Genomic DNA, 23,046 nt, shown 5'->3' with positions numbered 1-23,046 from the left:
TAAATCTTAATTTCAAAATAGATAATACTTATCGACACTAAAAATTGCGGATTTGAATAAAATATGAGGATTCTTTTAATTGTTGCTTTGAAATGATACACACTAGTCCCACCAAAGGAAAAATTCATTAGAATCTGCAAGTGATTTCTCCAATTCCTCTATACTTCCAACACCTTGGTCTACGATGTCGGGACAAAAATCATAGACTTCTTTTGCAAATTTCGGAATGTTTGCGGGTTTATTTTTAAACTTCCCAGAAACAAAATCAGGGCCGACTGCCTCCAGCTCAATCCCGTATTTGGAATCCCAATCTTTTAATTTATTGATTATCATTTGGGTGTCAATATCATAGTTTACGCCATTTGTTGCTTCAAAGAGCAATGGTTCCAACTTATTATTAGATTGGAGAATAGTAATTATATCATCTTCATTACCGTAATTTTCTGCGGATTTGTAAACAATCAATTTCTTATCTTTCAGTTCCCGTGCGAATTTTTTGACAATTAGATCTGCATTTTCAGCTTTTGCCCTAATTATTATTGCCGCCGGTAAATTTTTTGAGTAATTTTTGAGATTTCGAAAATACTCAAAAAGAATCTCCCTGTCTTTATTCCCTTTTGCCACTTCAAAAACACCCATTGACAATCCTTTAATTTTTTCCGCAGTTCCTTGGTCTAAATTGATTTCTTGGGTGAGCTTTATCTCATTAGCATTAAGATTCTTGGTCTTCTCACAAGAAACAAATACTAAAAGACATAATAAGTTAATAATGATACTTTTCATTTGTGTTTTATATTATCTATTGATAATGAATTCATGTTCATCAAATATTGCAAAAAAGCAAAGTTTATAATGAATATTTATCTTTTATAGCAAGAAATTTACGAAAAATTATATTAGTTATAAAAATTTTTTAACACTTCACTTTTTAGTGTTGTTTTTGAGAATTTATTATATCAATGTTTAATAATAAGGAAAAAAAGAACAAACATATTTTAAGATAAGTGATACAAGGTTCAATGTCATAGTAATACCACAATTACTTAAAAGCCTATCAATAGGTTTTCTAATAGCAACTATAATCCTAAATCTATCTTATCTCCAGTACTAAAACAACGCAGATAAAATTGAACTTTAAATGTTACATGAACTCAACCATATCTAGAAATCTTAAAATTATATAAATTCAAAATATTAAAATATAAATTTTCAAGCCTTTTTCATCAATACTTTTGATCGATCAAAAAAATAAATAATTATGAAAAAAGCAATTTTATTAGCTGCCTTCGGAGTAGCTGGGTTAGTAAGTGCCAAAACAGCTGACTTAAAAATTTCAGAGAAACAAGTTGAAAAAATTGAAAAAACTAAAACTTCTTTTCAGCTTTGCGGAGTCAACGTTAATTTTTATGATAGTGAAGGGAACTGGACAGGCTCTCAATGGTTCGTAACTGATGCTCCAACGCTTTCATCTTGTCAAGTATTTCAAACTATTGTCAAATGGAATTTATCGCAGGCAGGCTATACTGTTACGGCTGAATAGTTATGAATTTAAAAAAAATAGCTTTTACGATTTTTTTCGTAATGTTTTTTTTACATGGACTTGCACAGCAAGTCCATGTAAAATATCATCATGTCAGATCACCTATTGCGACTTTGTACGAAGACCTCTATGTGAAAGATAATGATGTTATATCCATTCAGGATTCTATTATTAATTTTAATTCGGGAGGTACTACTTCGGCAGTTAAGCAGACAGGAAAGCCGGTAAGTAAAAACTATTTTATTTCAAAACTTAAAGACAACGGCAAAACAAAAGATTTCTTTTTTACAGGCTTAGACAGAGATACAAAGTATTTTATTCATGATAATGTTGCTAAACCAGTATGGAAGATCGACGAAACAAAAACAAAAAAGATTCTTGGATATGATTGCATAAAGGCAACCGCCAATTTTAGAGGATCGGAGGTCACAGCGTATTTTACCAAAGAATTACCATATTCGGCAGGGCCTTTTAAATTCTTTGGCTTGCCAGGAGTAATATTAGATATCAGAGAGGACAATAAAAATTTCAATATATGGAAGGCTGAAAAAGTGGAATTATCAGTCGATCCAACCATTAATTTTACCCCTAAGCTAAGCAGTTATCCCAAAATGACTATGAAGGAATTTATAGATATGAAAGAAGGATCACAAAATAAAGAAATGTCAGACATTTTAAGTAAGATGCCACAGGGTACAAGACTGGATAACGGAATATCAAAAAAGAGACTTGGTTTGGAAAAATCATTTGAATGGGAGCTACTGTACTCTCATTAGTAGTATAATTGTAAAAAGGCACTGTAAAAGTGCCTTTTATTTTTCTATATTAATGGTTTTTACGATTACTACTATTTTTACGGTTACCTTTGTATAATCCCGTTGGGCTAAAAATTTTTTTTTCTGAAGGTTATATGACTCAAATATAAATAAACCGACATATTGGTTGTAATTACTTTCTATTATTTCTTTTCTACAGAAGCTGTAAATGAATTGATGACAGGTCACACTTACTGTTAGTTTCATGATTCTTAAAATCGTAGTGTCTTTGAAAAAGATAACGAAACGAAGGTTAAGCTTCAACAAAAACCTAGCATTTTTACCTACACCGATATTGAGGCTGATAAGAAATGAATCTTTAATGTCAAGTTTTATTTTATACTCAACACTTTATGTAAATGTATATAGATCTAAAAAACAAAACGACACTTTTAATATGAAATATAACTATCTTGTTTTTTTTGATATTTTTATTATTTGCTCAAAATATACAAGCTCAACAATCGGATGAGCAGGCAAAAATATTGATTAGCGAACAGGCAAAAAGTGAAGTTCTGGGTTCGCTTTTTCAAAAGCTAAATGATTATTATGTTTTTCCTGAGGTCGCCGTCAAAGTTGAAAATACACTCAAGCATGCAAAAAGAAAGGCTACTATTTAAAAATTAACGATGCTAAAACCTTTGCAGAAACTTTAACCAATCAACTTCTTTCGATTACTCACGATAAATATTTGAGAGTATCTTACCATGAAGAGGATTACAATCGGTCACAAACATTGATGGAGGCTGAAAAAGAGAAGGTAGAAAAGGTCCGACGATTTAGAATTCAGAAAAATTTTGGATTTACGAAAATTGATATACTGGAGGGAAATATCGGATATGAAAATAGATGCATTTTTTCCTGTTGATGATGCTGCCCCTATAGCAACTGCCGCAATTAATTATTTAGCAAACACTGATGCATTAATCATCGACCTTAGGGCAAATCACGGCGGCGAACCGGAAATGGTACAGTTCCTGGCAAGTCATTTTTTCGATTCTAATCCTGTACATTTAAACGATTTGTATTGGAGAGAAGGTAATAAAAGTGTACAATATTGGACCTTGCCATATGTGCCGGCAAAACGGTATTTAAACAAACCATTATACATCATCATTGATGATAAAACATTTTCAGCTGGTGAGGAATTTACCTATGATCTGCGGGTATTAAAAAGAGCAACCGTATTCGGCAAAATTTCGGCAGGTGGCGCGAATCCTAGCGATGAGGTTAAAATTAAAGGACCATTTGTTGCTTTTATTCCTAACTGCAGGCCTATTAATCCTGTAACAAAAACAAATTGGGAAGGAACGGGCGTAACACCTGATATCGAAATTTTAGAAAAGGATGTATTACTGCAAACACAAATTTTTGCACTGCAAGAACTTGGTAAAAGCACTACTAACAAAAAAGTAAAAGATTATTTCGAAAAGAATCTGGATAAAATACAAACAGATTCAACAACAGCTATAAGATAACAATCGTATGAATTAGCATTCGACTCCTAGTATTCTTAAATTTCGACTCGCTGTCGGACGGACAAAGTATTGAAAATGTTTTGCTCGAATGGTTCTGCACAGAAATGGTCTGCATTTTTCTTGTAACAAGCATTACGCTAAAGATAGTTAACTAAGCAAAAAATTGACGATGGGTAATTTCGTACCTGTTAGTGCATTTTTTCCATATTCGGCTTTTTTAAATAACTATATTTGAATTTGAAACCTTTAAAAACAAATAGTTATGAGAATAATAATAATTTTGATTTGACTGATCATCTGAAGTATCCTTCAGGCACTTCGCCAATTTCTTTTCCATTATTATCTGCAAGCTAATACAAACTATACACATCTGAAATGATAAGATCGATCAGCTTTTTGAGTCTAATACTGTTACTGAATTCCTGCATTTTATCTAAAGGTATTTTCGTTGAGAATCCACAAAATAATAAAAATGAAAATCCTTATAATTATGATAATAAAATATATTTATCCAATAGAGAATACTTTTATACTTATCACATAGTTAAAGGAAATGACACATTGAAATATAAAATTGACAATGACAGTATTTTTTCATTAATAAAATATAATTCAAAAGATGATAAAGCAATTGATCTATTGAGTATCAAAGCACTGAAAACAAAAGGTCCGATATTCCAAGACCATCCGGATTATAGCCAAACGGAAATTATTTTATCTCATTTAAATTCTGATAAAAAAACAATAACTAGTGAGCTTACCGGTGTTATAGAAAATAGTACAAATGTCTGGTTGCATCCGTTCCGAATGAATGCTTTCCAAATATTACAATTTGCACCATTTCCATACGTAAAACCTAATGAATCTAAAAAATACAAGTGGAATTTAGAAATTGGTGAACATTGGAAAGAATTAAAAGACATTACCTGGAAAGGTGAATTGAACCTGAAATGTGTTTATGAAAACACGTTAAAAGATAAAAAGATCATATTACCATTAGGTACCATAAATACAATTGAGACAAAATCGAGTTGTTCCTCAAAAATTGGAAAAAGTTTTTTAATATCGTATTTCAATGAACAATTGGGATTTGTTCGTTTACAATATTTACTTCCTAAAGATGAAAAAATTATAATCAGCTTGGAAAAAATTGAAAATAAATAAAGCCTGTAGCTAACAAGGTTATTGTAAAACCGCCGAAACCTGAATAAAGATGCCATTCAAAAAATTAAGTAGATCATCAATTATACTTTTTGTGTTTTTTATTTTTTCAAAGACTGAAGCACAGACAGATAGCAGCGTCAGTACTAGGGAACTCGTGCAATCATCTGAAGATTTCTTTAATAAGAATCTACAGCAAAACAAAAACATAGTTGGTATAAGTGCTGCCATTATCGTCAATGATTCAGTGATCTGGTCCAACGGATTTGGATACGCAGACAAATTGAACAAAGTACCCATGACAACCAATACGGTTGTCAATATGGGCTCAATAACCAAAACATTTACTTCGTTAAGTGTGATGCAACTTCAGCAAAAAGGATTATTAAATATAAACGATCCATTAAACAGCTATCTGAGGGATTTCAGACCTAAAACAAAAAATATTGACATAAAGGATATTACAGTAAAATCCATTCTTACCCACACATCAGGTATTCAACCCGACATCTGGAAGAATTCAGATCTGCGATCCGGAAAGTACACCGACGTATTAGGTTACATCAATGATACCTATATTACCTATCCGCCAGGTATGGTAGGCCTATATTCAAATGCAGGTTATAATATTTTAGGAAGTTTGGTGAAAGCAATAAGCAAACAAGATTATGCGGACTATGTTCATCAAAATATTCTTGCTCCACTTGGCATGAGCCAATCCGGATTTGCAATGGATCGTTTGCAATATCGTTCGAAGATCTATCTGGGTGGAAATGAAGTGGAAGAATATGAATTGCGGGATATTGCGTCCGGCGGAATTTATACCAACATCAATGACTTTTCCAAATATACGATTGGACTGATGAAAGCCTATAATGGAGAAAGCTCTTCGATAATTGATTCCCCAACTATTCGTGAAATGTTTTCACTGCAAAACCAAAATGTACCTATTGAAAGTAATAAAAAAGGCTTAGGCTGGTTTATGTTTAAAAATGATTCCAATTTTGCTGTCTATCACGCAGGAAGTGCCGGATTTGCACACGCAAAACTCTTATTAATTCCCAAGAGCAAATTTGCGGTAATTGTAATGACAAACTCAGCAGAAGGTGGTTCAATTGCAGAAGAATTTTGTTTCAATTTCCTGAACAAGTACCAATTGAGTATTAGCGACCTGTTTCCTGCTCCAATAACCGGAAAAATTCATAGTTCTTCAACTCCGGTCAGATTATCCCGGCACAGCCTGAAAAGATATTTAGGTAATTATGCTCAAGAAGAAGGTTATATAAAGGTCATTTTGGAAAAAGACCGCCTCAAACTTATTGATGGGGAAAAACAATATTTTCTCACTCCTTTATTCAGGGATGAATTTCTGCCTGTTGAAATATTTCCAAATGATAGCCTAGTGGAAAGAGGAAACAAAAGATTTGTTTTTAAGAAAGTTAATAACGAAAATTTTTTATTTCAAAGAATTGGCAATCGTGAGTACGAATCCGGACTAAAACTCAAAAACATTGATCGCTCTGTGTGGGAGAAAGTAATAGGAAGATACAGGCATTTCGGATATCAAATGCTGATTGGGGATACAAAATTCAAAGAAGTTGAAATTTATATATCGGAAGGCAACGTTTTGATGATGAAGCTTACAACATTTGGTAGTGTAAGGCATATACCTTTACGTGTAATAACACCCAACTATGCTGTTACGTGTGGCATAAATGCGGGTTTCGGAGGATTTACTGTTATCTTCTCTGAAAAAGATGATCAAAAAGTGGTTGACTTTGCGGGTTTGACATTTAGAAAGGACAGATGAAATATCAACATCTAACATTGCATCGGTATACATAGATTAATAATTAATCTGATAAAATTGTGTCCTCGCTGGGGACACAATTCGAAATACAAGATATAAGAAACACTATTTCAACACAACTGAGCTGGACACATTACCACACAATCTTCTCACGTTGCAAAACTGATGAGGAACATGAGTTTTAATTAAAGATGAGCATCAAGGAAAATTATACTATGCGCGAACTTGAAAGGCAGATCTCAGCTGGTTTTTTCGAGCGCACAATGATTGAAAATACAACATTATCTCCAACGCTGAAAGCTCTTGTTATTGCAACAAAAACTTAGCCCTGGACCATTTTCTAAAAATGAAAATATCGGGATTCCGAAAACAATAGATCCGTAAATCAATCAGAAAAGATATACCCCTGTGAGTGAAAATAGCCGCTGGTCAGAGCAGCTATTCATAATTAATCACTAAAGTGACAGTGCTACTAATCAATCACACTCTTTCTTACTTTTCGGTGCTCTTTAACATTGTTAATATTACCAGGCAAAGCATCCTAAAAACAATTATCATTTATATCACAAATATATTTCAGGATTTACCGGCAGCATTTTGCTAGGAAAAAGTTACTTGCGCTTTCCATCTAATTAAAATATATTACCACTGATTTGTTTGAACTGTTGCCAGATAGATTTTAACTTCAATCCTTAAGAGAGTCATTGAATTATGATTTGTATCATAAAACCTTTGTTGAGTAGTCTACTAATTTTACATATAGTACCCATTTTACAAATTACAGAATTCTAAAACACCAAATAATCATATTGATATGGAAAGTAAAATAACAAGGAGAGATGCTATCGGAAAGATAGCTGCAACCGTTGCCATAGCAGCGGTTGCTCCGGGCGCTTTAGCGCAGTCACAGAACAGCAATACAGGTAAAGCGAATGCAAAGGAGCTTACTGACCCGCGAAACAAATATCCCAAACCACCTTTTAATAAGCAGTCGCAACCTTTTCCTGGTTTGGCAGGCAAAATGACACCGGTGCCGGACCATGGAGAGAAGAGCTATGTAGGTTCAGGAAGACTACAAGGAAGAAAAGCATTGATTACTGGCGGTGATTCCGGTATTGGTCGGGCTGCTGCCATTGCTTATGCAAGAGAAGGAGCAGATGTAGCCATTAATTACCTACCTGCTGAAGAGGAAGATGCTAAGCAGGTGATCGAACTTATCAAAAAGGAAGGCCGTAAAGGTATAGCCATTCCAGGAGATATTCGTAGCGAAGCCTTCTGCAAACAATTGGTTAGCCAGGCTGTGCAGCAACTCGGAGGTCTGGATATTCTGATCAATAATGCAGGACATCAGAAAGCCAATGAATCTATACTCGATCTTAGTTCCGATGACTTCGACTGGACTATGAAAACAAATATCTATGCACCTTTTTGGATCACAAAGGCTGCTCTTCCTCATATGAAGCCTGGGTCTTCTATTATAGGATTGTCCTCCATTCAGGCCTATGATCCCTCTGCTGATCTTTATGATTATGCACAAACCAAAGCAGCAACGACCAACTATGTAAAATCTCTTGCCAAGCAGTTGGGACCGAAAGGCATAAGAGTCAATGGTGTTGCACCCGGACCTGTCTGGACACCTCTTCAGGTAAGCGGAGGCCAGACACAGGAAAACCTGGAAAAATTTGGCGGTGATACACCACTCGGAAGACCAGGACAGCCTGCAGAACTAGCTTCTATATTTGTTCAGTTAGCCGCTGATGATGCCAGTTTTGCGACAGGACAGATATATGGAGCATCCGGTGGTAAAGGACAACCATAATGTTGGCCTACAAATAAAAAAGGATTCTTTTCGGAAAAATCATCCCTTTACAGGAACTGAAAAAAATACTAAGTGCGTTTTACAACGTAAAGCGCGCTTATTTTAATACATATAATATAATTATTGATTGCTAAATGGATAAAGATCAATCTTTATCCATTTAGTTCATATAAATTTACGGTAAGCCTACTACTAATTATTCATCCTCTTAGCGGGTTATCGTTCAAGCATTATACAGTTGATTATTAAAATTTCAACTATCCTCCCACAAACCCTTAAGATCAAAGCCTATGTCGAATAAAACTATAATCATTTTTGATAGCGATGTTCTATTTGTAGAACTTCTGAATGAAATTCTCAAGGAGACAGGTTTTAAGATCGTCTCATTAGATTCTTCGCAGGACATTATTGAAGAAGTTACACTATGTACTCCAGATATTATTTTAATTGATTCTTGTATTTCGGGTTATAATGCCATGAAAATAAGTAATAGTCTCAAGCGGAATTATGTCCTAAACAATATACCAGTCATTTTACTTGGAACCAGCTTTGATCTTTCAGAGATAACGACCAGAGTAGGAGGGGACGACTTTATCTCTAAGCCGTTTAATATTGAGGAGTTTGAACAAAAGATATTGATGTACAGTACTTTTTCATCAATAGAAAGCAGTTAAGCAGCCAACTATGTGACTGCTTATTTTTTTTTAAAAAAGACTATTCTCAAACACGTTTATTTTATTACTTTATATTTTCTCCTATAAATTCGCAATCGGTTCCTAGTAGATTTTAAATTGCAGCTTGTTGCTGGATGGACAAATTATGGGAAAAGTTTGTTGCTGTAGCAGTTTTACAATAAACGGTCTTTTTTGTTAGTAATAAGCATTTTACTAAAAATAATCGATTGAGTAAGAAATTGACGATGGGTAATTTCGTACGCGTCAAAGCACTTTTTCCTTATTCGGCTTTCTTTAAATAATTATATTTGAATTTGAAACCTTCAAAAACAAATAATTATGAAAATAATCATGTTATTTTGCCTGCTTATCGGAAGTTTTTTCCAGGCTCAAACACACAGGTATATTTATGAATTACAATTGAAAATGGATTCAACTGAAAACGAACATCAGAAATTCTATATGATATTGGATGTTAATAAAAATGAAACCAAATTTTATGGAAGAAATCTATTAATTGCGGATTCTATAAATAAAAAATTTGGAAACATGGATAATAAACATGTTGATATGACGGGACAGATTGTCAAGAGGAGAAACGATTCGTCTGAAAACGAAAATTTCATCAATATCAAATTCGGCTATTATTCTTTCAAAACTAACGATATCATTAATTGGAAAATTGAAAGTGATACAAAAAAATACAATGAATATGATCTTCAGAAAGCAACCGCTGATTTTGGAGGACGGCATTGGATAGCCTGGTTCAACAAGGATATTCCTTTTAATGAAGGTCCGTATAAATTTCGTGGATTACCGGGTTTGATTTTTGAGATTCAGGATGATAAAAATAACTTTATCTATAAGCTCATTAAAAATCAAAACTTTCCCGACAATTTCGCAACAGATGATTTTCTGGAATCAAATTTTGGAAACAAGGCTGTTGTTATCAATGAAAAACAGAAGAAAAAGTTACTAATGGATTTTTACAATGATCCTTTTTCTTTCGAAAGAACCAATTTGAAAAGCAGTCCCAACCTGAATATTAATATCGGAGGAAAACAAATCAGCAATATCGAAGAACTGAATGCACAGGTAAAAAATCTGCAGTCCATTATAAGAAAATATAATAATCCTGTTGAAGTTGATAAAGCTATAAAGTATAATTAATATTGTCAATAAGCTTTAGAACTTTAGTGATACCGTAGACATGATAGAAAGAATATTAAATAGTATTTCCTTCTTTAACACAAATTGCATTTTTAAGCAAATGAAAGTAAAACTTCAATTCATTTTGACCTTCCTGATAGCCTATAGTTTAATTGCCCAAACTATTTCAGATAAGATTGACAGTATCAGAATTAGATACCAAATTCCGGCTTTAGAAATTGCCGTAATATCTTCTGATTCAATCTTAATGAAAGCTTTAGGAACAAATAAAGTTAATTCTAATGTGCAGGTTACTCTACAAAATAGATTTCATCTGGGTTCAAATACTAAGGCAATTACATCATTTATTGCTGCTGATTTGGTATCACAAGGAAAAATTAACTGGAATACTGATTTTTTTCATTTATTTCCGGAATTAAAGGCAAAGCAAAATCAAAGTAAGAGTCTAACATTAATTAATCTTCTGAATTTTAAAGCGCCACTAGCTCCGTTTTCTTATGATACATATATCCCGGAATCTGTGGTAATAACAGGAACAAACCAAGAACAACGATACAATATTGCGAAATACTTACTCACTCAAAAAGCGGTAAAGAAAAATAACGATGATTTGTACTTAACAAACCTTGGCTACGTTTTAGCGGGACTTATGTTAGAAAAAGTTAGCAATAAAATTATTATGAATTGGTCAACGATCTCAAAAAAAAATTAAATATTGATTTCAGATTTGGTAGTCCAAATACCCAAGATGAACAACAGACTTACGGCCATTATGAACAACTAGTCCCACTTATAGAAGAGAATATAAAATTAAATTGGTTGCTGTCAGCGGGTAATATAAACACCACTTTACCCGATTATTCATTATATATTCAAAATTATTTAAAAGGATTAGAAGGAAAAGGAATACCATTTAAGAAAGAAACTTTTGAACAGCTTCTATTTCAATTCCCCATTTTTTCTTTTGGTTGGTTCAAAAAAACAGGAAAAGATGGAAAAAGTTATATTAATAATTTTGGAAATGCCAACCGTTTTATGTCCTCCGTATCAATATTTAAAGAGAAAAAAATTGCTATCATTATTTTCGGCAATTTATCTTCAGAGTCAGCAAATGAAGGAATAGACCTGGTCCTTGAAATGTTAGCGGAAAAATATTGCACTTAGCGTATTATTCTAAAATGTATTGCTATTTAGCTATGTACCTGACTTAATTAATAATCAGATCTGTTCTGATATGAATGTACTAAGATTTATTTTTATATTGTTTGTATCCAACTGGGCTGCTGCACAAAAGCCATCTAAAGAAGATTCTTTGGTAGGCTCTTTAACACCGGAGAAAAGATGGTGGGACTTAATGTCATATAACATTACCATTAAACCCGATTACCATACAAAAACGATTACAGGAAATAATAAAATCAGATATAAAGTAATTTCAGAGCAACCATCTGAATTGATGCAGATCGACTTTGTAAAACCATTGATCATTGACAGTGTTACTCAAAATGGTAAAAAGCTAAGCTTTCAAAATAAAGGAAATATCTGGTATGTTTCAGGAGTCAGAAAACATAAAAATAGGAAATACAACATCGCTGTTTATTATTCGGGTAAACCTGTAGAATCTCAATCCCCACCATGGGACGGAGGTTTTGTATGGGGCAAAGATTCTTTAAACCGTCCCTGGATTTCAGTGGCCTGTCAGTACAAAGGAGCCAGCTTATGGTATCCATGCAAAAATATGCTGTATGATGAACCAGATGAGGGTGCTTCTATTTCAATAATTACGCCTGCATCTCTAAATGCGATAGGTAACGGATGTCTGGTAAAACAGCAACGGACATCTGATGGTGACATGCAATATACATGGAAAGTCGTTAATCTGATCAATCATTATGGCATCTCTTTCTACATGGGCAACTACGTTAATATCAAAAAGAATTATACCGGAATCATAGGGAAACTAAGCATGGATTATTGGGTTCTCGACTATAATAAACAAAAGGCTGAAAATCATTTAATACCTGAATCCATTCAGGCAATGAAGTCACTGGAACATTGGTTTGGTCCATATCCGTTCTATGAAGACGGATTTAAGATTGTAGAAGCACCTTATATCGGAATGGAACATCAGAGTGCGATTGCATATGGTAATAATTTTACAAAAGGGACATACAAAGGAAATGATGTGTCAAAAACAGGCTGGGGTAAAAAAACAGACAGAATCGTTATTCATGAGATGTCACATGAATGGTTCGGAAATAGTATTACCGCCGGCGATATTGCTGACCGATGGATCCAGGAAGGATTTGCAGGTCTGGCTGAAGAGCTTGTACTTTCGGATCTGTTTGGAAAAAAAGCAGAGGAGGAGTTTCTTTCAGGCAGATACAGAACCATTGAAAATGATAAACCTATTATTGGCAGATACGGTATTAATGAAGATGGAAGCTCAGACGGATATGTAAAAGGATGGGCGGTCATTCACATGATCAAGACTGTCATCGATAATGACGAAAAATTTTTGCAAATACTACGTGGGCTTAATAAACAGTTCTATCACAAGGTTGTCACAACAAAAGAAATTGAAAATTACATTAATATTCAGTCAGGAATAAACTTTAATGCTGTGTATGATCAGTATCTGAGAACCTCTCAGGTTCCAGTATTGGAATATTTTATAACAGATCATAAACTACAGTATCGATTTACAAACTGTATCAATAATTTTACAATGCCGATTAAGATCATTGGTATTGAAGACTGGATTTCTCCAACTACTTCCTGGCAATCCTATGATCTGAAAAATAATTTTATTAATCAGGTTGATATTGATCCTAATTTTTACATAAAAAGTTATAAAAGCAAAGAATAAATTGGGAAATGTATGGTACTTATTTTAACGTTAAAAATGAAAATTGGGGGGTGTAATGGCAAAATGTAGTAATTATTATAGTTGCAATCGGGAATTGTTAATATGTTGATTTACATTGAAATATAAGGCTGGAGGTGTACAAAAGTAGTATAATTGTACATTTAAATTTATCGTCAAATATTGTAAAATATTAGTTCACAAGTGTTTAATGTGACGAGATGCGTTCGGAAAAGTAGAAAAAAAAGATGTTACAGCATCTTAATTCTGTACCACTTTTGTACACCTTGTATTGAGTAAACTACCATTAATAAACACTTCTTTAGATACTGTTAGGTGATAAAAAGTTTCCGGTGAATTGGTGAATTTCTCAATCAGACTTTCAAAATTTTGGGGGTTCCATTCATTCTGAAAGAAAAATTCTGAAGTTTTTCTAATGATTTTTTGTTTTGAAATCAATAATGCTCCGGCAAAATAAGAAGCATAAAAATTATTTAAAATTTCCTCAAAACTTCCAAAACCCAGCCAGGAGTATGTATTTGGACGATTTTTTAATTCCAAAACATTGAAGCCGATTTCTTTTGATAGAATAAATGTTTTTTGATCCCGTTCCAATTTTTTATTTAAAAGCAATAGTTTTTTTTCAGGAATAAAAAGCGAACGGAGATTGTCTAAAGTTCCATATTCTTCAAAATTTTCTGACTGAATTTTATAATTAAATTTTTCAGATAAGATATTTTCTAAAATATCCGACTGTAGATTTTTATCAATCTCTAATTTATTTTCTTGCGCAAACTGTAATGCTTTATCTTCAATTTCAGGGAAATAATTGTCATACAATTCCTGAAACGAACGAAGAACAGCGAAGTAAAATCGTTCTTTTCCTAAATTATAATTCTGAGAAATTTCGATCAAAGCATTAATGAACGCAGTTACTTTTTTTGGTGCATCGCTGATAATACTTATCAAATTATTTTTATTGATTCCGAAAAGTTCCAAAGGGATTTCTTTGAAAAAATCCGATTGTAAAATTTCATTAAATGGAGCTAAACTTTTATCCAGTTTTGTCGAGACTAAATCATCAAAAGTGCAGTTCAGTGATTCTGAAAGCTGAATAATTTTTATCGTGCTTCGGATATTTTTTGCCATTTTCAATTTCATTGAGGTAAGATTTAGACAATCCGGTCTTTGTAGCGAGATCCTGCAAAGACCAGTTTTTCTTTTGTCTTTGCTGTTTCAGTTTTAGCCCGAAAACCGTCTTGATATAGTCACTTTCAGAATTCATAAGTCAAAGATAAATATTTGGAAGCGATTTTTCGCATAATAAATTTTAAAATAAATTCGGCGAACGTTCGCTGCATGTGAAAATTTTTATTTAGGTTTGTAATGTTGAATCAGAAAATCAATTGATTATGGAAACAAAGACTCAATTAAGAATTAAAGCTCAGCAACAGTTTGAAGAAATTTTTACTAATGATTTAGTTGATTTTTTGGTTGAGCTTCATCAGAACTTTAATGCTAAAAGATTAGAGCTTTTAGATGAAAGAGAAATTACACAGAAAGATTTCGATAAAGGAATTCTTCCAAAATTTCTTCCAGAAACCGAAGAAATCAGAACAGGAAATTGGGTTTGCAATCCACTTCCTGAAGATTTGCTGGATCGAAGAGTGGAAATTACTGGGCCAGTTGATCGAAAAATGATTATTAATGCTTTGAATTGTGGTGCTTCAACTTTTATGGCGGATTTTGAAGACAGCAATTCTCCAACCTGGAAAAACTGTATGGAAGGTCAAATCAATCTTTCGGATGCAATCAATAGAAGAATTGATTTTACAAATGAGCAGGGAAAATCATACCAATTAAATGAAGAAATGGCTGTTCTGCTAGTTCGTCCATGAGGTTTGCATTTGAATGAAAAACATATTGAAATCAATGATGAACAAACTTCTGCTTCATTAATAGATTTTGGAATTTATTTTTTCAGAAACATAAAACAATTGATAGAAAACGGAAGTGCAACTTATTTTTATCTCCCCAAATTAGAACATTACAAAGAAGCACGCTGGTGGAATGACGTCTTTGTTTTTGCTCAAAACTATCTCGGAATTCCTCAGGGAACAATTAAAGCAACAGTTTTAATTGAAACTATTACTGCATCTTTTCAAATCGATGAAATTTTATTCGAATTAAAAGAACATAGTTCCGGTTTGAATTGTGGTCGATGGGATTATATTTTTTCATTCATTAAAAAATTCAGAAATCTTCCAGAATTTATTCTCCCTGATCGTGATCAGGTAACAATGACTTCACCTTTTATGAATGCATACTCAAAAAGAGTGATTGAAGTTTGTCATAAAAGAAATGTTCACGCGATTGGTGGAATGGCGGCGCAGATTCCTATTAAAAATGATTATGAAGCCAACAGTCAGGCTTTTGGAAAGGTCAGAAATGATAAAGAGCGTGAAGTGAAAAATGGTCACGATGGAACTTGGGTTGCACATCCCGATTTGGTTTCTGTGGCGAAAGATATTTTCGACCAGTTTATGCCTGAGAAAAATCAAATCGATAAAAAGTTTGATTATCAAATTACAGAAAATGATTTACTGGAAATTCCAAAAGGAGAAATTACCGAACAGGGTGTCCGAAAAAATATCAACGTCGGAATTCTGTATATCGAATCTTGGTTAATGGGAGTAGGTGCAGCTGCGATTTATAATCTGATGGAAGATGCGGCAACTGCTGAAATTTCAAGGACTCAAGTTTGGCAATGGCTGAAAAATGAAGCATTTCTAAATGATGAAAGAAAACTGACCAGGGAAATGATTCTTCAATGGGAATTTGAGGAACTGGAAAGAATTGAAAAATATGTCGGTGAAGAACGTTTCAAAAACGGAAAATTTACTCTGGCAAAAGAACTTTTTAACGAATTGATTTTCTGTGAAAACTTTGTTGAATTTTTAACATTGAAAGCGTATCCGTTTATTTAAAATAGAATTAGAAATTTTTAATAAGAAAAGTTCTCGCACAAAATTTTTCCACATTTCAATTCGAATAGTTTCACTTGAAATCTCAGATCTCGCAACTTGAAGAAAATTTTAAACTCTAAATATTATGAAAACAAAACAGGAAAAAATTCAGGAATTAGAAAAAGACTGGCTGGATAATCCACGTTGGAATAGCGTGAAAAGACCTTACACAGCCGAAGATGTACTGAAACTTCGAGGTTCTTACCAATTAGATTATACGATTGCTACCGAAATGTCAAAGAAATTCTGGACAAAACTCAATTCTCAGGATTTTGTTGCCGGATTAGGAGCTTTAACTGGAAATCAAGCGGTTCAGGAAGTTGATGCGGGACTGGAAGCAATTTATCTTTCAGGTTGGCAAGTTGCAGCAGATGCTAATTTGTCTGGTGAAATGTATCCCGATCAATCTTTGTACCCAGCGAATTCAGTACCTTCTGTTGTGAAGAAAATTAATAATGCATTATTAAGGGCAGATCAAATTCAATCCGTAAACGGAGGTGGAGAAAAAGAATATTTAGTTCCAATAATCGCCGATGCAGAAGCAGGTTTTGGCGGAAATTAATGAAGCAAATGATTGAGGCGGGAGCGGCAGCAGTACATTTTGAAGATCAGTTATCTTCTGCGAAAAAATGTGGGCATTTGGGTGGAAAAGTTTTGGTTCCGACTCAAGAAGCGGTTAATAAGCTAATATCGGCTCGTTTAGCAGCAGATGTTTTGGGAGTACCGACTGTAATTATTGCTAGAACAGATGCAGATGCGGCAGATTTGTTGACTTCAGATATTGATGACAGGGATAAAAAGTTTGTGACAGGGAAAAGAACTTCCGAAGGTTTCTATGTTGTGAAAAATGGTGTAGAGCAGGGAATTGACAGAGGTTTATCTTATGCTCCTTATGCCGATTTGATCTGGATGGAAACGTCAAATCCGGATCTGGAGATGGCAAGAAAATTTGCAGAAGGAATTCGTACAAAATTTCCAGATAAAATGTTGGCTTATAACTGTTCACCTTCTTTTAATTGGGCTGCAAAATTAAGTGTCGATGAAATGCTGAATTTCCGAGAAGAATTGGGAAAAATGGGTTACAAATTCCAGTTTATTACATTGGCTGGTTTTCATGCTTTGAATACTGCGATGTTTGAATTAGCTTTGGCATATAAAGAAAAAGGAATGGCAGGTTATTCTGAATTGCAGGAACGCGAATTTGCTTTGCAGAAGCAGGGTTTCAGAGCGGTAAAACATCAGTCTTTTGTTGGGACAGGATATTTTGATGAAATTCAAAATATTGTAACCAATGGTTCGGCAGCAACAGTGGCGATGAGAGATTCGACAGAAACAGCACAGTTTCATTAAAAATTTAATATTGGCAAATTTCATTGTATTTTTGCGTTTAACTATTCTTACAAAAAATCCATTATAATTAAATTTAATTGTTGCAATCTTCCTGTTTTGAGGAAGGTTTTTGTTTTGAATGTTCTATTGAGTAAATATTGAGAAATCTCAATTATAAAGATTGATTTTTTATAGTTAAATAGGTTTTATTCTCTCAAAATTACAACAAGATTAAAGATAAGATATTTCCTTTTATCAATTGAAGCTTTTAAAGCAAATAGGTCGGATTAGGGAGTTTCAGTATATAAAATACGAATTTCGGTACATTACGATAGATTGCTATGGCTTTAAATTTGTAATAAACTCTTTAAGATTATTGTTTCATCTTGAAAAATAATGTGAATTAGTATTAATCAAAAATCTTAATTATGAGTTTCATAGACAAAGTAAAATTGGCTGCCGAGCTAGCAAAGGCGAATTTCAGTGAAGGTATTGATGATGGTTATGACCATTCCACTACATCTGCCGGAAGAAAAGGGTTAAGATCCGGCCGTGTATCTGAGTTAACTGCGATGGCAGACCTAAAACCCGGAGGTGCAGAAAATCTCAGAACCATAATGGAAATTGCAGGTGGGGATCTGAAAGGCGCAACCAAAGTAGGAACCCTGCATGACCTTCGTATAGTTTTGTTTGATAACGATACCAAGATTCTTTTCTGCACGGCTTACGATGGCGACTGGGATGCTTATATTGATGATTTCGCCACAAAAATTCCGCAGCTGATGGACATCATTTTTGGGAATGTAGAAGGCTGGCCAGGCATAAAAAACCCGAGCGTAAAACAGTTTATTCTAGACCATCAGATTACCGCGACAGGTTGGTATGTAGGTGTTCCGCATCTTACGGTGAATGATATAAGGAGAAATGATAAAATCATTAAAGGACTGAATAAGGCAATTGACGAAGCAAATAAAATCTAACCTATGGCATTGGAATTTTTAAAGCGGATTTTTAATCCCAATAAAGTAGAAATTGAGCTGAACGAAATACAGGCCTTAATTCTCAGAAGCCGACCTATGCCATATTTCGGAACAGTGGCTATTATTGAAATCAAAGATGCTGTGGCAGCCAGACAAATGCTCCAAAAACTTTTGCCGATTGTGAGTTCTGCGGAAGACTGGCATAAGAATGAAGGCGCATCGGTTACTTTAACATTCACTTATAAAGGTCTGGAAAAAATCGGTGTCCCTCAAGAGTCACTCGATACTTTTCCCGAATCCTTCAAGGAGGGAATGGCAGAACGTTCCCGGTTTCTGTATGACATTGGAGTTAATGACCCTAAAAACTGGGAAAAGGTTTTTAAAAGATCACATATTCACATCGCAGCGGCAATTATCGCCAACAATGAAGAGGCGTGGAAAAGCCAGCTGGAGGAATTTCGTTCTAAATTGACGAATAACAGCGGCGTAGAAGTAATAATGAGCCACGATTTCGCCGTATCTGAAGAGGTTAAAAATGTATTCGGATTCAGGGATGGCATCAGCAATCCGGAGATTGAAGGCAGTGGGATAGATTTGCCGCCCGGATTTGACCGTCCGATTAAAGCAGGCGAATTTATAATGGGCTATCCTGGAGAAGCAGGCATCGTAAAGCCATTTCCACAACCTGAAGTTTTAGGAAAGAACGGTTCTTTTATGGTTTTCAGAAAGTACCAAAGTCAGGTAGCAGAATTTAATCAATTCATTAAGGAAAATTCTTCTTCACCGGAAGAGGGAGAACTGTTGGCTGCCAAAATGGTAGGTCGCTGGCGAAGTGGTGCACCTTTGGTTTTAGCTCCCGAAAAAGATGATAAAGCGCTAGGAGATGATATGCAAAAGAACAATGATTTTTCTTTCAAGAATGATGAGTACGGTAAAAAGTGTCCGTTCAGTTCGCATATCCGCAGGATGAACCCAAGAGATTCCAAATCTTTTGTTTTGGAGGATGAACGTTTGCACAGGATCATCAGAAAAAGTGTAACTTTTGGCGACATCGTTCCGCCGGAGGTAACTAAAAATGACGGTAAGGAACGTGGACAGTACTTTATTGGCATTAGTGCCGATGCAATGGGAACACTGGAATTTCTGCAAAAACAATGGGCAAACGATGGTAACGCCCAAAATCTGGGAATAGAAAAAGATCCTATGATCGGTGTCCAGGACGAAGACGCACTGTTTTCTGCACCGGGAGAACCCCTCATCAAAAGATACCGTGGTTTGCAGACCTACAACATTGTGAAAGGCGGCGAATATTGTTTTATACCAAGCATTTCTGCTTTAAAATGGATTAGCGAATTAAAATAAAAAAAGCACTATGGAAGATTACATCAAGTATAGTTACGAAGTGGAAGAAATTCCCGAAAATTTCGATGAGTATATTACCACCATTAATAACGATATCCGCGAATACATCAAAAATACGCCAAAACTAAGCAGGGCGACCCATCATACAAGAGATGCGCACGCCAATGGCTATGCAGTGCTGAAAGCAGAGGTTGAAATTTTGGATAATCTGTCCGAAGAACTGGCGCAGGGCATTTATGCGAAACCCGGAAAACACCAGGCAGCAGTTCGCTTTTCCAATGGTTCTTCCAGAGTTTTACCAGATAAACTTAGCGGTAACGCACAAGGATTTGCTTTAAAGATTTTTGGGATAGATGGCAAAAAATTATCTCCCGGAGAGGAAGATTCTCCCAATGTTGATTTTAACCTGATTAATAATCCGGTGTTTTTCTGTAACTCGGCAGAACATTATGTTTTCATTTCAAAGCTGTTTTTAAAACTAAATGATTTCTTTGAAAAGGGAGCCTTGGGAAAATTGGAATTTGCCACACTTTGGGTCACCGAAAATAAAAAAGCATTTCCAAATTTTGAGGCTTTGAAGGAATTGGGCGCTCTTAAAACTTTTGAAAAAATCCCTTCCATCAACAGTTTTCTTTATGAATTTTACAGTATGGGAGCAGTTCGCCACGGTGATTATATCGCCAAAGTAAGAGTGATCCCAACTGAGCAGACCAAGAACGCTATCACTGAAAAAAATATTGATCTAGACAGCGCAGAATGGCCGTACAGAAAAGGAATTATCAAAGAAATAGCTCAAAAAGACCTTACGTTTGAGTTGCAAATACAACTTTGCAAAGACCTGAAAGAAATGCCTGTGAATGACCTTACAAAAGAATGGTCACAGGAATTATCACCATTCCGTACGGTGGCAAAAATCACAATACCAAAACAAACGGTTCCTGAGGATGGTAATTTTGAAATTATGGAAAATCTGTCGTTTACACCGTTCAGAACCATCGAAGAGAATTCACCGATCGGGAATTTACAGCGTTCACGGCAGTCAGCGTATGTAACATCTTCAACCTCAAGACACGAGCTAAATCAGAAAAAACGTAAAGAACCAAAGAATTTGGAGGAAGCATTCAGTCCAGAGTTTTATCAGTTATAATTGAAAATGAAGATTGCTGAGTCCTAGTTCCGTAAAGTTTATTACCAAAAATCAACCAAAATTATGAGCAAAATAAAAAATGTAACGGTAGCTGGAAGTGGTGTTTTAGGATTCCAAATTGCTTTTCAAACAGCAATTCACGGATTTGAAACCACGGTTTACGATATCAGCGATGAGGTGCTGGAAAAGGCGAAAGCAAAGTTCGAGGGCTTGGCCGAAAGTCATAAAAAGGATCTTGGCGCCACCGAAGAACAAATTACAAAAGCCAGGGAAAGACTGCACTATTCATCCGATTTGGCATTTGCTGTGAAAGATGCCGATCTTTTGATAGAAGCAGTGCCAGAAGATATTAAAATAAAAACGGAATTTTATAAACAACTCTCCGCAATTGCACCGGAGAAAACCATTTTTGTAAGTAATTCATCCACCTTGTTGCCAAGTCAGTTTGCTGAGGTGACAGGAAGGCCGGCTCAATACCTTAACCTGCATTTTGCCAATCAAATATGGTTGCGAAATACGGCGGAAATTATGCCACATCCAGGAACCGACGAAAAAATAACCGAGGAAATAGTCGATTTTTCCAAGGCGATAGGGATGGTGCCTGTTTTGGTAAAAAAAGAAGTTCCAGGATATGTGCTCAATTCTTTATTAAATCCATTTCTGAATGCCGGAATGCAGCTTTGGATTGGCGATTATGCTACGCCAGAAACCATAGACAAAACCTGGATGCTGGGAACTGGTTCGCCTTACGGACCAATGGCTTTGTATGATATTATCGGATTGACGACACCATACAACATTTACAAACTGCAAGTAGAAAAGGGCAAAACAGATGATAAGATTGTGCTGAATAAACTTAAATCAACCTTCATTGACCAAAATAAACTGGGAATTTCTACTGGCGAAGGCTTTTACAAATATCCAAATCCTTCGTGGCAAAGTCCAGATTTTTTGAAAGTGCCGGAAGCCGATTTAACTAAAATCAGTATTAAAAATGTTGTGGTGGCTGGAAGTGGCGTTCTCGGTTTTCAGATTGCGGTGCAGTGCGCTTATTTCGGCTATGAAGTCACGGTTTATGATGTTAATGATGAAGCTTTAAATAAGGCAAAAAACCGTTTTGATGTCTTGGCTGAAGAATATAAGAACTATCTGAAAGCTGATGAAGAAAAAATCGAAAATACCAAAAATAATCTCACTTATTCGACAGATTTGAAAGCTTCTTTACAAGATGCTGATTTATTGATAGAAGCCGTACCGGAAAGCATCGATATCAAAAAAGATTTCTGGGAAAAAGCTTCTGAGCACGCGCCGGAAAAAACCATTTTTGCGAGCAACTCATCCACACTTTTGCCGAGCAGATTAAGCACATTTACCGATCGTCCGGAAAAATTCATCCATCTACATTTTGCCAATCATATAATGGTTCGTAATACGGCAGAAATAATGGGTTCTGATCAAACCGACCCAATGGTTTATAACGAGATTGTAGAGTTTGCAAAATCCATTGCTATGCTGCCCGTGGAACTGAAGAAGGAAAAATCGGGCTACGTTCTCGATTCTTTGTTAATTCCGCTTTTGGTGGCTGGCCTTGCACTGTGGGCGAATGACGTTGCCGATCCTGCAACCATTGATAAAACCTGGAGAATAGCAACAGGTGCTCCTTTTGGACCAATGGCTATTTTAGATTTGAATGGGATGAACACCAATTACAACATCTTAAAAGAAATCCCGGGAGAACTAACACAGAAAATAGCAGAAAAGCTAAAAGCCGAACTTATCGACAAAGGAAAACTTGGTCAGCAATCCGGCGAAGGTTTTTACAAATATCCTAATCCGGAATGGCAAAGCAAGGATTTTTTGAAAGCTTAA

General features: G+C 34.9%; 20 protein-coding genes and 2 pseudogenes. 18 read left to right on the top strand and 4 right to left on the bottom strand.

The window, feature by feature from the left end; all coding sequences use genetic code 11:
* Window positions 1–102 precede the first annotated feature (102 nt).
* Complete coding sequence (locus AC5P2S_RS10215) at window positions 103–783, bottom strand: DUF4253 domain-containing protein (RefSeq protein ID WP_002978366.1); 681 nt, start codon at window positions 781–783, stop codon at window positions 103–105.
* 475 nt (window positions 784–1,258) lie between these two features.
* Between AC5P2S_RS10215 and AC5P2S_RS10210 the strand changes: the two genes are divergently transcribed.
* Window positions 1,259–1,540 (top strand): hypothetical protein, encoded by a 282-nt coding sequence (locus AC5P2S_RS10210; RefSeq protein WP_002978368.1) that lies wholly within the window; start codon window positions 1,259–1,261, stop codon window positions 1,538–1,540.
* Between the two features lie 2 nt (window positions 1,541–1,542).
* Window positions 1,543–2,316, top strand: a complete 774-nt coding sequence (locus AC5P2S_RS10205) for a GLPGLI family protein (protein ID WP_002978372.1) — start codon at window positions 1,543–1,545, stop codon at window positions 2,314–2,316.
* Between the two features lie 36 nt (window positions 2,317–2,352).
* On the opposite strand, the gene AC5P2S_RS10200 is transcribed toward AC5P2S_RS10205, so the two are convergent.
* Window positions 2,353–2,562: a hypothetical protein gene (locus tag AC5P2S_RS10200; RefSeq protein WP_041461442.1), complete on the bottom strand. Its 210-nt coding sequence runs from the start codon at window positions 2,560–2,562 to the stop codon at window positions 2,353–2,355.
* Between the two features lie 215 nt (window positions 2,563–2,777).
* Between AC5P2S_RS10200 and AC5P2S_RS10195 the strand changes: the two genes are divergently transcribed.
* From AC5P2S_RS10195 to AC5P2S_RS10150, 10 genes are all read left to right on the top strand, one after another.
* Window positions 2,778–2,975 (top strand): hypothetical protein, encoded by a 198-nt coding sequence (locus AC5P2S_RS10195; protein ID WP_002978374.1) that lies wholly within the window; start codon window positions 2,778–2,780, stop codon window positions 2,973–2,975.
* A gap of 219 nt (window positions 2,976–3,194) precedes the next feature.
* Window positions 3,195–3,833 carry a S41 family peptidase gene (locus AC5P2S_RS10190; RefSeq protein ID WP_002978379.1) on the top strand — a complete coding sequence of 213 codons (639 nt, stop codon included), beginning with the start codon at window positions 3,195–3,197 and terminating at the stop codon, window positions 3,831–3,833.
* Window positions 3,834–4,208: 375 nt separating this feature from the next.
* Window positions 4,209–4,997, top strand: a complete 789-nt coding sequence (locus AC5P2S_RS10185) for a hypothetical protein (protein ID WP_002978383.1) — start codon at window positions 4,209–4,211, stop codon at window positions 4,995–4,997.
* Window positions 4,998–5,088: 91 nt separating this feature from the next.
* A complete protein-coding gene (locus tag AC5P2S_RS10180; protein ID WP_164720329.1) occupies window positions 5,089–6,804 on the top strand; it encodes a serine hydrolase domain-containing protein in 1,716 nt (571 codons plus the stop codon).
* Between the two features lie 1,021 nt (window positions 6,805–7,825).
* Entirely contained in the window at window positions 7,826–8,623 is a 798-nt protein-coding gene (locus tag AC5P2S_RS10175; RefSeq protein WP_494554787.1) for an SDR family oxidoreductase, read from the top strand.
* A gap of 290 nt (window positions 8,624–8,913) precedes the next feature.
* Window positions 8,914–9,297 carry a response regulator gene (locus AC5P2S_RS10170; protein WP_002978391.1) on the top strand — a complete coding sequence of 128 codons (384 nt, stop codon included), beginning with the start codon at window positions 8,914–8,916 and terminating at the stop codon, window positions 9,295–9,297.
* Between the two features lie 339 nt (window positions 9,298–9,636).
* Complete coding sequence (locus tag AC5P2S_RS10165; protein WP_002978549.1) at window positions 9,637–10,467, top strand: GLPGLI family protein; 831 nt, start codon at window positions 9,637–9,639, stop codon at window positions 10,465–10,467.
* Window positions 10,468–10,567: 100 nt separating this feature from the next.
* Entirely contained in the window at window positions 10,568–11,179 is a 612-nt protein-coding gene (locus AC5P2S_RS10160; protein WP_041461444.1) for a serine hydrolase domain-containing protein, read from the top strand.
* The gene (locus AC5P2S_RS10155) at window positions 11,152–11,631 is read left to right on the top strand and encodes a hypothetical protein (RefSeq protein WP_138402074.1); all 480 of its coding nucleotides are present in this window, start codon (window positions 11,152–11,154) and stop codon (window positions 11,629–11,631) included. Before AC5P2S_RS10160 ends, AC5P2S_RS10155 begins: the two co-directional genes overlap by 28 nt.
* A 70-nt stretch (window positions 11,632–11,701) precedes the next feature.
* Window positions 11,702–13,336 (top strand): M1 family metallopeptidase, encoded by a 1,635-nt coding sequence (locus AC5P2S_RS10150; RefSeq protein ID WP_138402073.1) that lies wholly within the window; start codon window positions 11,702–11,704, stop codon window positions 13,334–13,336.
* A gap of 258 nt (window positions 13,337–13,594) precedes the next feature.
* Here the strand turns inward: AC5P2S_RS10150 and AC5P2S_RS10145 are convergent, their stop codons facing one another.
* Window positions 13,595–14,482 (bottom strand): hypothetical protein, encoded by an 888-nt coding sequence (locus tag AC5P2S_RS10145; RefSeq protein ID WP_228457429.1) that lies wholly within the window; start codon window positions 14,480–14,482, stop codon window positions 13,595–13,597.
* Window positions 14,415–14,618: a helix-turn-helix domain-containing protein gene (locus AC5P2S_RS10140; RefSeq protein ID WP_228370517.1), complete on the bottom strand. Its 204-nt coding sequence runs from the start codon at window positions 14,616–14,618 to the stop codon at window positions 14,415–14,417. The genes AC5P2S_RS10145 and AC5P2S_RS10140 overlap by 68 nt, the downstream gene beginning before the upstream one ends.
* 127 nt (window positions 14,619–14,745) lie before the next feature.
* Here AC5P2S_RS10140 and aceB point away from each other — a divergent pair.
* The 6 genes and pseudogenes from aceB to AC5P2S_RS10110 all read left to right on the top strand — a co-directional run bounded on the left by aceB (window position 14,746) and on the right by AC5P2S_RS10110 (window position 23,046).
* Window positions 14,746–16,320 (top strand): annotated as a pseudogene (gene aceB, locus AC5P2S_RS10135) (malate synthase A).
* A gap of 124 nt (window positions 16,321–16,444) precedes the next feature.
* Window positions 16,445–17,709: pseudogene (gene aceA / locus AC5P2S_RS10130) on the top strand (isocitrate lyase).
* A 407-nt stretch (window positions 17,710–18,116) separates the two neighbouring features.
* The gene (locus AC5P2S_RS10125) at window positions 18,117–18,668 is read left to right on the top strand and encodes a hypothetical protein (protein ID WP_002978558.1); all 552 of its coding nucleotides are present in this window, start codon (window positions 18,117–18,119) and stop codon (window positions 18,666–18,668) included.
* Window positions 18,669–18,671: 3 nt separating this feature from the next.
* Window positions 18,672–20,030 (top strand): Dyp-type peroxidase, encoded by a 1,359-nt coding sequence (locus AC5P2S_RS10120; RefSeq protein ID WP_494554786.1) that lies wholly within the window; start codon window positions 18,672–18,674, stop codon window positions 20,028–20,030.
* 10 nt (window positions 20,031–20,040) lie between these two features.
* Entirely contained in the window at window positions 20,041–21,177 is a 1,137-nt protein-coding gene (locus tag AC5P2S_RS10115; protein WP_002978560.1) for a catalase family protein, read from the top strand.
* A gap of 63 nt (window positions 21,178–21,240) precedes the next feature.
* Window positions 21,241–23,046, top strand: coding sequence for a 3-hydroxyacyl-CoA dehydrogenase (locus tag AC5P2S_RS10110; protein WP_002978561.1), 1,806 nt, complete (start codon window positions 21,241–21,243; stop codon window positions 23,044–23,046).

This window comes from Epilithonimonas sp. 33E, from assembly GCF_059372615.1.
The sequence above is the reverse complement of the archived record's forward strand: the minus strand, read 5'-3'. Positions and strand labels throughout refer to the sequence as shown.

Coding starts and splice junctions, on each gene's coding strand:
- AC5P2S_RS10215 (WP_002978366.1), bottom strand. CDS start 783: ATGAAAAGTATCATTATTAACTTATTATGTCTTTTAGTATTTGTTTCT.
- AC5P2S_RS10210 (WP_002978368.1), top strand. CDS start 1,259: ATGAAAAAAGCAATTTTATTAGCTGCCTTCGGAGTAGCTGGGTTAGTA.
- AC5P2S_RS10205 (WP_002978372.1), top strand. CDS start 1,543: ATGAATTTAAAAAAAATAGCTTTTACGATTTTTTTCGTAATGTTTTTT.
- AC5P2S_RS10200 (WP_041461442.1), bottom strand. CDS start 2,562: ATGAAACTAACAGTAAGTGTGACCTGTCATCAATTCATTTACAGCTTC.
- AC5P2S_RS10190 (WP_002978379.1), top strand. CDS start 3,195: ATGAAAATAGATGCATTTTTTCCTGTTGATGATGCTGCCCCTATAGCA.
- AC5P2S_RS10185 (WP_002978383.1), top strand. CDS start 4,209: ATGATAAGATCGATCAGCTTTTTGAGTCTAATACTGTTACTGAATTCC.
- AC5P2S_RS10175 (WP_494554787.1), top strand. CDS start 7,826: ATGACACCGGTGCCGGACCATGGAGAGAAGAGCTATGTAGGTTCAGGA.
- AC5P2S_RS10170 (WP_002978391.1), top strand. CDS start 8,914: ATGTCGAATAAAACTATAATCATTTTTGATAGCGATGTTCTATTTGTA.
- AC5P2S_RS10165 (WP_002978549.1), top strand. CDS start 9,637: ATGAAAATAATCATGTTATTTTGCCTGCTTATCGGAAGTTTTTTCCAG.
- AC5P2S_RS10160 (WP_041461444.1), top strand. CDS start 10,568: ATGAAAGTAAAACTTCAATTCATTTTGACCTTCCTGATAGCCTATAGT.
- AC5P2S_RS10150 (WP_138402073.1), top strand. CDS start 11,702: ATGAATGTACTAAGATTTATTTTTATATTGTTTGTATCCAACTGGGCT.
- AC5P2S_RS10145 (WP_228457429.1), bottom strand. CDS start 14,482: ATGGCAAAAAATATCCGAAGCACGATAAAAATTATTCAGCTTTCAGAA.
- AC5P2S_RS10140 (WP_228370517.1), bottom strand. CDS start 14,618: ATGAATTCTGAAAGTGACTATATCAAGACGGTTTTCGGGCTAAAACTG.
- AC5P2S_RS10125 (WP_002978558.1), top strand. CDS start 18,117: ATGAGTTTCATAGACAAAGTAAAATTGGCTGCCGAGCTAGCAAAGGCG.
- AC5P2S_RS10120 (WP_494554786.1), top strand. CDS start 18,672: ATGGCATTGGAATTTTTAAAGCGGATTTTTAATCCCAATAAAGTAGAA.
- AC5P2S_RS10115 (WP_002978560.1), top strand. CDS start 20,041: ATGGAAGATTACATCAAGTATAGTTACGAAGTGGAAGAAATTCCCGAA.
- AC5P2S_RS10110 (WP_002978561.1), top strand. CDS start 21,241: ATGAGCAAAATAAAAAATGTAACGGTAGCTGGAAGTGGTGTTTTAGGA.